Source organism: Methylovorus menthalis, assembly GCF_020523625.1.
Classification (GTDB): Bacteria; Pseudomonadota; Gammaproteobacteria; order Burkholderiales; family Methylophilaceae; genus Methylovorus; species Methylovorus menthalis.
Genome location: NZ_JAJAQH010000004.1, coordinates 50,782 through 61,482, shown reverse-complemented (window position 1 = coordinate 61,482; position 10,701 = coordinate 50,782). Strand labels below are relative to the sequence as shown.

Genomic DNA, 10,701 nt, shown 5'->3' with positions numbered 1-10,701 from the left:
AGAAAGCCCTGATTGGTCTGCCGCCTTTCAGGGCTTTTGTTTTATGCCTTTACCTGTTCCCGTGCATGCTCTCTGGTCTGACTGATTGGGGTAAGTTTTTCGATACGGGGTTGCAGCCGCCCTTGGTAGTTACTCCAGCCGATAGAAGCCATATAAAAGCCAGCCTCAGGCTTGAATTCCGGGTCATAACTTGGGATGACCCCGACGACCTGATCGACGAAGCATTGCAGATCGTGGCGGACGTATTCCCCGCGTTCGCTTTTGCCAGTGCGTGAGCTGATTGCCAGTACTTGAATCTTGAGTTCCATGGTGTGTTTCCTTTAGTTGATTGAGTGCTTATGTACCCGCTTATTGGGTGTTAAGCCCCTACGGTGCGGGCGTTGCCGAGGGGAGTCTTATTCATAAAAGGATTGCTCTAACGCGTTTTTGGTGACGAGCGCGAGATTGACCAGGCGGTATTTGCCGATCTCTACAACGGGGAGGTAGCCCTTGTTAATCCAGCCCGTCACGGTGTCTTCTGTCACACCTACGTGTTGGGCGAATTTGCTACGGGACATAAGGGGCACGACGGTCAATTGACTTGCGTCGAAGGGAGTGTCCATAATGCGATAGGCTCCTTCACATTACATTACGTGTCATTACATACGTGTATTCACGTAGTTAAATACACGTTACATAAGACTGAGAAAAATGTCAAACAGCATTGGTAAAAGGATCAAACTCGTTCGCGAAACGATAGGAATGAAGAGAGAGGAATTCAGTGTGGAGACTGGTGTTCCGATAGGTACGCTGATAGGGATCGAACAGGGGCGGCACGAGCCGAAGGCTGGAGTATTAATCTCTATAGCAAATAAATGGCCGCAGTACGCGGCCTATTTACTCACAGATAAAACAGACATTATTCAGATAAACCCTGAATAAAAAATTTGAAGTATTACTATAAGGACTATTTACCAAGTCGAGCTTGGCAATTCCTGGCTCTAATCAGCATATTTTTATGCTTAGAATATCTATAAATCCTTACATTATGCTTAGGTGTTTTATAGAGTTTCTTATTTTTTATAAATGGATAAGATCGTATATCTTCAGAGCAAAGAATTGTACATTTTGAGATATCAAGTAAAGCAATTATATGTTGATCGTCGCAATCTGTACCTTTCGTAAGGTCAACAACTTCTTTTTCCCTTTGATCAACCAATCCATCATCAAAGGTTATTACCATTCCCGCATCTCTAAGAAATTTAATAAGTATCAAATTCTTATGAGTATGAGTTATTTCTTTCTTATACTTTGACCCTCCCAAAATCATAACACCCTGCCGATCATCAAACCATTTCTTTATGTCAACAAAATCGGCGTGCCCCTCTGATCGGTCATCAAAAACCTTATGGAAAACATTAGTATCAATAACTATCCCCATTTCACAACTCCAATAACTGCATTGCTTCAGCTATAAAGAAGTCTTTAAATTCTTTTGGCGCATCTAAAGAATATCGACCATTTTCATCTATTGGAATTTCAAAAACCTGATTACCTCTATCTGTTCTCATGAAAAACAAGACGGTTGAATCTACCTTCTTTTGAGATAATTTCAGAGAAAGTCTGTAACGATCAATTAAATAGTCTGAATGTGTTTCTATATGAAACGATGACTCTGAATCAGCGGCAACCTCAAATATTAAGTCTCCTAATGCCGCTTGTGCTTTAGGATGCAAATGTACTTCTGGCTGCTGCACTGCAAATATAGTTTTATTTTCAGATCGAAGAAATTCAATAACCAAAGGCAAAGCTTGTGATACACCATATCCAACATTGTTGATGTTAAGCTGCGCCCCTGGGAACTTAACGAGAATCTCAAAAGGAGATTGATGAGAAATACCAAAAGAATGCGAAATGACAGTTTCAAAAAGCCCACTTGCTTTGCCAAAATTAGTTAACTTTTCAACAAACACCGGCGATGATGACGGAGATTTTAATATTCTCCTGAGCACATATGGCGCATGATCGCCTTCTGGAGTGAATGTTTGAGGGAGTCCATCGTAAAAACGTTTAGGTTTAGTCCTTATAGGAGCGGTCCAAGTAAAAGGTGTTAGCCTTGGAAGTGAAGCACTGAAATCCTCATAAGAAAAGCCTCTCTTCACATCTGGACTATTCTTTTTGTGCCGAGCATTTCTTAATATAGAAAGTAAAACAGGCAAAGACGTTGTGTAATTAACACCTTCAGGAAATTTACTGTATCCAACTTTAGTCTCCCTATACTCCCTCATATACTCTTTAAAAACCTGAATAGGATTATCGGTTTCCTGGAAACTTAGAGTTCCTATTTTATATTTAACTCGAGCTGGATCAAAAACAATCGATGTAAATACCGTTTCCTCATAATTAAGATACATGCATATCTGTGTATTACCCCCTCTCTTCTTGAATTTGAATAATTTTATAGAAACAATATTTTTCTCAGACATTTCTACAAAACCAACTTCAAAAAAAGATTTATTTTTTGACCAGGCGGACACTATGTCATCAAATCCACCAAAAACACTATCAACCCCGCCATCAAAGGATGGAAGAATCCAAAAGTCAGGTTTTGATATTAGATTATATAAATTTAGAAAAGAGCTCTTTCCTGTACTATTTTCCCCTACCAAGAAAGAGACCTTATGAAGTGGCACAAGGGTTTCGTCAAAACCCCTAAAATTATGCATCCAGATATATCGCATAACATCCCCCTAATTTTTTATTATTAAGTAAAAATACTACCTAATAATAGTACTTTGTAAATAATCTGACCACTTTTGCATCATATCCTTTCGCTGCTCGATAAATTTAGTGCGATTGTAAGCAGCGCCTAGAGCATCAGGCACTTTGTGGGCCAACTGATGCTCGATGACATACGGATCGAAGTTGAGGCGTTCATGTAGGATCGTTCTTGCCATAGCGCGGAAACCGTGGCCTGTTATCTCTGTTTGGGTGTTATAGCCCATTCTCTTTAAGGCGGCATTGATTGCCGCTTCACTCATTGGCTTTCTGGGGTCGTGTCCGCCCCTAAAAACCCATTCCCCACGCCCTGATATAGGGTGAATCGTTTTAAGCAGTTCTACGGCTTGCGTTGAAAGCGGGACGAGGTGTTCTGTTTTCGTTTTCGTGACCATGTAGCGCCATTCCTTTGCATCCAGGTCAATGTCAGCCCATCTTGCTCGTCTAAGCTCACCTGGACGAACGAATACCAATGGAGCCAGCTTTAGGGCGATCTGGACCGTCAGAGAGCCTTTGAAGCCTTGGATGGCTTTCATGAGTTGGGCGACGTCCTCAGGCTCCGTCATGGATGCCATGTGGCGTGTCCGCCCTGATGGTATAGCACCTCTCAAATCCGCAGTGATGTCGCGATCTGCCCTGCCCGTTCTGACGGCGTAGCGAAATATCTGGCTAGTCACCTGCAATACGCGGTGCGCAGTTTCCAGTTTGTTTTGCTCTTGAATGAGCTTTATGGGTTTTAGGATATCTGGAGGCGTAAGCGTGGATATTTCATCTTTGCCAATCCATGGGAACAGATACACCTCAAGGCGGCGCATGGTTCTTTCGTGGTGAGTTGAGTTTACTGATGGGCGGTAATGGACCAGCCATTCGCGGGCGATGTTTTCAAAGGCATTCTCGACGACCTTCTTTTGCTCTGTTCTCTGTTGTTTCTTGTACTCAGAGGGATCAATTGGAGGCTCTTGAGCAAGCAGCCGTCTTGCAGCAAGGTGCTTTTCTCTGGCGTTGGCGAGGGTGGTAACTGGATAGATGCCTATGGCTAGGGTTTTCCGCTTGCCGTAAATGCGATAGTCATACCGCCAGTATTTACCCTTAGGATTGATGAGGAGGTAGAGACCATTGCCGTCTGTGAGCTTATAGGGCTTTTCTTGAGGCTTGGCATTCTTGATCTGGATTTCGGTTAGAGGCATGACGGTATTTTTTTAACGGTATCTGGCGGCCGAGAGTTGAAGATACTGTCCAAAATACCGTCAAAATTTATGCACTGTCAATACAAACCATTAAAATCCATCAGGCAATAAAAAAGCCCAAGTGGCTGTAACCATTGGGCTTTTTATCTTACGTCATCTTGCTTTACATTGCTTTAGACTACTATACATCCTTAAATGGTGGAGCCGGGGGGAATCGAACCCCCGTCCGCAAGCCCTCCACAGACAGTTCTACATACTTAGCTGTGTTGTTTGATTTAACTTGATACACACCAACGAGCAAGCAAATATCAAGCGAGTTACCTTGGATTTAATGCGTTATTAAGTAACCCAATAGCGCACGATCCTCTCTATATGACGCTGCTGCGGGTTTTACCCCGCCCGACCGAGAGGCTCTTCGGTGCAGCGTTCAGCCGGGATTAAGCGGCTAAAGCGTAAGTTTCGTCGTTTGCGACTATACTTTTTTCTAGTTTATTTACGAGGTGACTAGGCCTCGGTATGCCCTGCACTGCTTTGCAACCCACGTCGAAACCTGGTCGGCCCCTGTTGGTTTTGCATCTGCAACACTATGACAATGGGGATTGCCATTCGGTTTGCAAGAGTGCAATTATACGCGTTTATCGCTGAATCCCGCAGCACAAGCTGAATATCGGCTTAGTCTCCACACTCACCTTACTTGCCGGAGTATATGAATGTCCTCACTGGATGCCCTGTTTGACCGTTTGCAACAGTCGGCTTTTCGTCGTCAGTTCAAGCTGGGGCTCAAGGAACAGGCGTATGTGCGTGACAAGGGCTTGCGACTGGTGATGCAGCACGCGGGGGAGATCGTGGCGAACCGATTGGCGGCGGCCTTGCCTGCGCGGGATGGCAAGCAGACACCGTTTCGCGGGCACCCGGTGTTTATTGCGCAGCATGCCACGGCGTGCTGTTGCCGCGGCTGTCTGGCGGAGTGGCATGGCATTGCCCAAGGTAGTGCGTTAACGGCGGAGCAGCAGGCGTATATTGTGCGCGTATTGGCACGATGGCTGGAGCAGGCGGCGGGCAATCTGCCGCCATTGGCAGAGACTGTCATTCGCCCAGCGGCAAGACCCAAGCCTAGGCGAAACACTGACAAGCATCTCGGACAACTCCCGATAGTGTTCACAGATGAGGCTGAGTAGTATGAATCACGCGACATGACCTCTCTCACTTCATGTCGAAATACTCCGCAAGGGGTTATACCTGGCAGCGGTAACGTTGCCAGGTATTTTTATGCCCGGCGCAAAGAGGCATGCAATACCAGCCCGGCCAGGAGCACCAAGGGCACCACCAGCGCGTAAAACGAGACATAAAGGAACGCATAAGCGCCTGTGACCACGCCCGCCATAAAGGCAAAAATGGCAGGGCCGATGATCTTGAGACGCTTTAAGGCGGTATCGCGATGCGTGACATCGCGACTGAGGATATCCACCATATCAATCACCGCCTGGGTGATATTGCCGGTCATGATGGTGGTAGGTACTTGGCCTGGATTGATGAGGCGAGCCTGGGCATTCTGAATACTCATGGCGGCTACCCCCATCATCCCGGCGAGAATCGCCATGGGGGCATCCGGATCCGTGATCGGCAGCGCAGCCAGGCCGACCACCATAAACAGCAACAAAAACAGCATTTGCGTGCAAAACAGCAGGCGCCAGCATTGCTGACCGCGGCGCTGGTAATACAGCACCACCAGGCGACAGAGCGCCACACACATGACAAACACAGGAATAGCCAGCAGCTTGGGAATCAAGCCATCGGCATGGGTTGTTAGCAGGCCCCCTATCATCACGATATTGCCAGTGACGTGATTGGTAAACAGCCCAAACAGCGCTACAAAACCCAGCACATCCACAAACCCCGCGACATACGAGAGCAGATTGGACTGGCAGATAATGGCGAACTCATCGCGCGCGATCGGGCTGATTTCGGGCTCTAATGGATGGTCTGGTAGTTTCATGCGTTATCCGGCGGTAAATCTCATACGAGGGCAAACAAACAGCGCTATTGCCTGCGATAGTAGCATGCAACCGCAGGTGACTTGAATCACATACCGAGCGGGCTATGCCGAAAGCAGGACGGGCAATGCATTTGCACCCCAGACCTTAATTCCTGCATCAAGCAGCCATCGCGATCAGTCCGCGCCTTTAAGGATTAGTCTTGGTGGATTCGTTCCAGCCGCCGCCCAGCACTTTATACAGCGTCACCTGATTGGTTTGCGCTGTCAGGTTCACGGTGATCAGGGTTTGCTGCGCGGAATACAACGTACGCTGGGAATCCAGCACCGCCAGGTAGCTATCAATTCCGCCACGGAAGCGGGCATCCGACAGCTTGTAGCTTTCTTGCGAAGCTTCTACCAGCGATTGCTGGGCTTGCATACGTTCCGTCAGGTTCTCACGAATCGCCAGCGCATCGGCGACTTCCTTGAACGCACTCTGAATGGCTTTTTCATATTGAGCCACAGTAATTTGCTGCGCTACCTCGGCACTCTTGAGTTTTGAGCGGTTACGTCCGGCATCAAAAATCGGCAATGTCAGCTGCGGTGCAAACGACCAGACCTTGGAGCCCGAAGCAAACAGGCCGGAAAGCTGGTTGCTGGCGCTGCCCAGTGTGGTGGTCAAGGTAATGGTGGGGAAAAACGCCGCCCGTGCAGCACCGATATTGGCATTGGCCGCTTGCAGGCTGTGCTCGGCCTGCAAGATATCCGGCCTGCGTTGCAAAACCTCCGAGGGAATGCCTGCGGGCAGATCGGCCACGCTGGTGACCTGGTCAGGCTGGGATTGCGGCAGCAGGTTGTCCGGCACAGGCTGCCCGAGCAGCAAGGCCAGTGCATTCTGATCCTGCTTCACCTGGCTGCGATAATTGGCGACATCGCCGCGGGCAGTTTCCACGCTGATTTGAATCTGGCGCAGCTCCAGCGCAGAGTACACACCTATATCAAAACCTTGCTTGGTAAGATCATACGAGGCCTGTTGGCTCTGTAGCGTATCTTGCGCGAGTTTCAGCCGTTGCATATCCGCCGCCAGTGTCAGCCATGCCGAGGCAACTTCGGACACCAACGAAATATGCGTGCTGCGGCGCGCCTCTTCTGTGGCAAAAAAGCTTTGCAGGGCCTGCTCATTCAGACTGCGGATACGGCCCCAGAAATCCAGCTCATAGGCGCTGAAACCCACGGTAGCCCGATAACTCTGCGAGACAGATCCGCTCGAGCTTGAAGTCACAGCGCCCGTTGTGGCACTAGTACTGCTACTGGTAGTGCTCGCACTGCCCAGTTGCGCGGTGCGGCTGGCGATCACATTCACAGTGGGGAACAAGTCAGCACGCTGCACCTGATACTCTGCCCTCGCCTGCTCGATATTGAGCGCGGCTACACGCAGATCGCGGTTGTTTTGCAAGGCCAGCTCAACCAGTTGTTGCAAGCGGCTATCCAGCAAAAATTCGCGCCAGCCAATATCTGCCGCTGGCGTGCCTTGGTCGGATGCCTGCGCGGGCCATTGCTCGGCCACCGGCGCTGCCGGACGCTGATAATCAGGCGCCATGCTCGCGCAGCCTGCCAACATCGCAGCCAGCACCGCCTGGGTGATCAGGGAATACTTCATGATTGATGCTCCGTCTTTTCCGCCTCGGGTGCCTGATAAGGAAACCAGCCCCTGACCAGCACAAAGAACAGCGGAACAAAAAAGATACCCAGCAAGGTGGCGGTGAGCATGCCGCCCAATACGCCGGTACCAATCGCCTGGCGACTGGCCGCACCGGCCCCGCTACTGGCGGCCAGTGGCAGCACCCCGAAAATAAACGCGAGCGATGTCATCAAAATAGGCCGCAAGCGCTGCTGCACGGCTTGCAGGGTAGCGTCCATCAGGCTAAGGCCCTGCTCTTGCAGATGCTTGGCAAACTCCACGATCAGAATGGCATTTTTTGCCGCCAACCCCACTGTGGTCAGCAAGCCTACCTGGAAGTAAACATCGCCCGATAGCCCGCGCAAGGTGGTCGCCAGTAAGGCCCCCAAAATCCCCAGCGGCACCACCATCATGACCGAGAAAGGCACCGCCCAGCTCTCATAGAGCGCGGCCAGACACAAAAACACAAACACGACCGACACTGCATACAACATCGGCGCCTGCGAGCCGGACAAGCGTTCCTGATATGACTGCGCTGCCCACTCATAGCCGATACCGGTCGGCATTTCCTTCATCATGTTTTCCACGCTGTCCATCACGTCGCCCGAGCTGGCCCCAGGGGAAGACTCCCCTACCAGCTCAATGGACGAGATGCCATTAAAGCGCGATAACTGCGGCGAGCCATACGTCCAGTTGCCCTGCGAAAATGAGCTGAATGGCACCATGTCGTTATTCGCATTGCGCACATACCATTGGCCGATATTTTCCGGCTGCATGCGATAAGGCGCGTCTGCCATAATATAGACGCGCTTGACCCGTCCACGGTCAATAAAGTCATTGACGTAACTCCCCCCCATCGCCAGCGCCAGCGTTTCATTGATATTGCCGGTACTAAGGCTAAATGCGCCGGTTTTCTGGTCGTCAATCTGCACGTTATATTGCGGCGTGTCGTCGAGGTCATTGCTGCGCACGCGGGTCATGCGGGTATCCTGGCGTGCCAGCTTGAGAAACTGGTCACGCGCTGCCACCAGGGCCTCGTGCCCCAGGCCACCCAAGTCCTTAAGCTCTACAGTAAACCCGGCACTGGCACCCAGGCCGCGCACACTGGGTGGCTGCGTCACAAAAATGGTGGCATCGCGGATTTTGCCAAGCGCACGGGTAGCCTTGTCCGCAATCTCGGCAGCGCTTTGCCCTGGCCCTTTGCGTTCATCCCAGTCTTTGAGGCGTATGAAAATCCGCCCGGTATTCTGGCTGTTTCCGCTCACACCCAAGCCCGTGAAAATATTGATCGCCACAATATCGGGCTCTTTGAGCAAATACTCCTGCACCTGATCCATCACCTTTTGCAGGCGCTGATCGGTGGCGCCCACCGGCAATTGCACCTGGGCCATCAACACGCCCTGGTCTTCAGTGGGGATAAACGAAGTGGGCAGGCGCATATACAACACTGCCATCACGCCGACGATAGCGACATACACCAGCATGGTAAGCGCTTTACGCTTGAGGATGCCCTGCACGCCACCATGGTAAGCCTTGGAACCTCGCTCAAAATTTCGGTTAAACCAGCCAAAGAACCCACGGCGTGGTGCGTGCTCACCCGGCTTCAGCACAGTAGCGCAGAGCGCAGGCGTCAGAGTCAGGGCGACCAATACCGATAGCAGCATCGCCGAAACAATGGTGATCGAAAACTGACGGTAGATCACCCCGGTAGACCCGCCAAAGAATGCCATGGGAATGAATACCGCAGAGAGCACCAGGGCAATGCCGATCAGGGCGCCGGTAATCTCTTCCATGGATTTCCGGGTGGCCTCACGCGCGGATAGCCCCTGCTCGCGCATCACGCGCTCCACGTTTTCCACCACTACAATCGCATCATCCACCAACAAGCCAATTGCCAGCACCAGGCCAAACATCGTGAGTGTATTAATGGAATAACCAAAGGCCGCCAGAATGCCGAACGTCCCCAGGAGTACGACAGGCACCGCCACCGCAGGAATAATGGTGGCGCGCCAGCTCTGCAGGAAGATGTACATGATGAGCACCACCAGCAGAACCGCCTCAAACAGTGATTTGACGACTTCCTTGATAGAGATGCGCACAAACGGAGTGGTGTCGTAGGTGACCGCGGTTTTGAGTTTCAGGCTGGCGGGGAAATAAGGCTCCAGCTCTTTGACTTTGGCCAGAACAGCCTCGGAGGTCTTGAGCGCATTGGCACCCGATGCCAGCTTGACGCCCATACCGGCGGCCGGTTTGCCGTTATACCGCCCGGCAATCGCGTAATTCTCGCTACCCAGCTCTACCCGCGCCACATCGCCCAGATGCACCACGGAGCCATCCGCCGCCGATTTCACCACGATATTGCGGAACTGCGCGACGGTTTGCATTTTGCTGCGTGCGGTAATGGTCGCATTGAGCTGTTGCTGACCAACGGCAGGCAATGCCCCCAGCTGGCCGGATGACACCTCGGTATTCTGTGCCTCAACGGCTGAGGTAATGTCCGAAGGGATCAAGGCATATTTCTGCAGTTTTTCCGGATTAAGCCAGATGCGCATGGAGTAACCGCTCCCCATGGTCTGCACGTCACCCACGCCATCCACCCGGCTGATCTGGTCCAGCAGGCTGCTGCTGATGTAATCACCAATATCGGTGGTGGTGACCTTGGGGTCATCAGAGTAAATCGACATCACCATCAGGAAGTCGGTGCCGGTCTTGTTCACCGTCACCCCCAGGCTCTGCACAATCTGCGGCAAGCGCGGCAAGGCCTGTTGCAGCTTGTTCTGCACCTGCATTTGCGCCACATCGGGGTCGGTGCCGGCATCAAACGTCAGCGACACGCTGGCGCTGCTGGAGCTGCTGGTCGAAGACATGTAGGTCAGGTTATCGATGCCCTTCATGTACTGCTCAATAATCTGGGTGACCGAGTCTTCAATGGTTTTGGCGGAGGCACCGGTATAGGTGGCATTGATGGAAACGCGCGGCGGCGCGATGTCCGGGTATTGTTCCAGCGGCAATGTCTCAATGGCGGCGAGACCCGCCAGCATGATGACAATGGCAATAACCCAGGCAAAGATAGGGCGGTTGATGAAAAAACGGGCCATGCT

At 51.2% G+C, this 10,701-nt stretch carries 10 protein-coding genes and 1 other RNA gene; 2 read left to right on the top strand and 9 right to left on the bottom strand.

The annotated features are described in order from the left end of the window. Nucleotides 1-41: 41 nt before the first annotated feature. Both LG204_RS04590 and LG204_RS04585 read right to left on the bottom strand, forming a co-directional pair. The gene (locus tag LG204_RS04590) at nucleotides 42-308 is read right to left on the bottom strand and encodes a hypothetical protein (RefSeq protein WP_012777809.1); all 267 of its coding nucleotides are present in this window, start codon (nucleotides 306-308) and stop codon (nucleotides 42-44) included. An 87-nt stretch (nucleotides 309-395) separates the two neighbouring features. Next, complete coding sequence (locus tag LG204_RS04585) at nucleotides 396-557, bottom strand: hypothetical protein (RefSeq protein ID WP_230336168.1); 162 nt, start codon at nucleotides 555-557, stop codon at nucleotides 396-398. A 133-nt stretch (nucleotides 558-690) separates the two neighbouring features. Here LG204_RS04585 and LG204_RS04580 point away from each other — a divergent pair, with 133 nt between their 5' ends. Beyond that, entirely contained in the window at nucleotides 691-921 is a 231-nt protein-coding gene (locus LG204_RS04580; protein ID WP_230336167.1) for a helix-turn-helix domain-containing protein, read from the top strand. A gap of 25 nt (nucleotides 922-946) precedes the next feature. Here the strand turns inward: LG204_RS04580 and LG204_RS04575 are convergent, their stop codons facing one another. The 4 genes from LG204_RS04575 to ssrA all read right to left on the bottom strand — a co-directional run bounded on the left by LG204_RS04575 (nucleotide 947) and on the right by ssrA (nucleotide 4,506). Beyond that, nucleotides 947-1,420 carry a hypothetical protein gene (locus LG204_RS04575; protein ID WP_230336166.1) on the bottom strand — a complete coding sequence of 158 codons (474 nt, stop codon included), beginning with the start codon at nucleotides 1,418-1,420 and terminating at the stop codon, nucleotides 947-949. 1 nt (nucleotide 1,421) lies between these two features. Then, nucleotides 1,422-2,720: an AAA family ATPase gene (locus LG204_RS04570; RefSeq protein ID WP_230336165.1), complete on the bottom strand. Its 1,299-nt coding sequence runs from the start codon at nucleotides 2,718-2,720 to the stop codon at nucleotides 1,422-1,424. Nucleotides 2,721-2,756: 36 nt separating this feature from the next. Continuing rightward, nucleotides 2,757-3,944 carry a tyrosine-type recombinase/integrase gene (locus LG204_RS04565; RefSeq protein ID WP_230336164.1) on the bottom strand — a complete coding sequence of 396 codons (1,188 nt, stop codon included), beginning with the start codon at nucleotides 3,942-3,944 and terminating at the stop codon, nucleotides 2,757-2,759. A gap of 196 nt (nucleotides 3,945-4,140) precedes the next feature. Continuing rightward, nucleotides 4,141-4,506, bottom strand: a transfer-messenger RNA (tmRNA) gene (gene ssrA, locus LG204_RS04560). Between the two features lie 148 nt (nucleotides 4,507-4,654). Between ssrA and LG204_RS04555 the strand changes: the two genes are divergently transcribed. Then, a complete protein-coding gene (locus LG204_RS04555) occupies nucleotides 4,655-5,122 on the top strand; it encodes a DUF4186 domain-containing protein (protein ID WP_230336163.1) in 468 nt (155 codons plus the stop codon). A gap of 89 nt (nucleotides 5,123-5,211) precedes the next feature. On the opposite strand, the gene LG204_RS04550 is transcribed toward LG204_RS04555, so the two are convergent. The 3 genes from LG204_RS04550 to LG204_RS04540 form a co-directional block, all read right to left on the bottom strand. Further along, nucleotides 5,212-5,940 carry a YoaK family protein gene (locus tag LG204_RS04550; protein ID WP_230336162.1) on the bottom strand — a complete coding sequence of 243 codons (729 nt, stop codon included), beginning with the start codon at nucleotides 5,938-5,940 and terminating at the stop codon, nucleotides 5,212-5,214. Nucleotides 5,941-6,127: 187 nt separating this feature from the next. Then, complete coding sequence (adeC, locus tag LG204_RS04545) at nucleotides 6,128-7,579, bottom strand: AdeC/AdeK/OprM family multidrug efflux complex outer membrane factor (RefSeq protein ID WP_230336161.1); 1,452 nt, start codon at nucleotides 7,577-7,579, stop codon at nucleotides 6,128-6,130. Continuing rightward, nucleotides 7,576-10,698 carry an efflux RND transporter permease subunit gene (locus LG204_RS04540; RefSeq protein ID WP_230336160.1) on the bottom strand — a complete coding sequence of 1,041 codons (3,123 nt, stop codon included), beginning with the start codon at nucleotides 10,696-10,698 and terminating at the stop codon, nucleotides 7,576-7,578. The genes adeC and LG204_RS04540 overlap by 4 nt, the downstream gene beginning before the upstream one ends. Nucleotides 10,699-10,701: the final 3 nt, after the last annotated feature.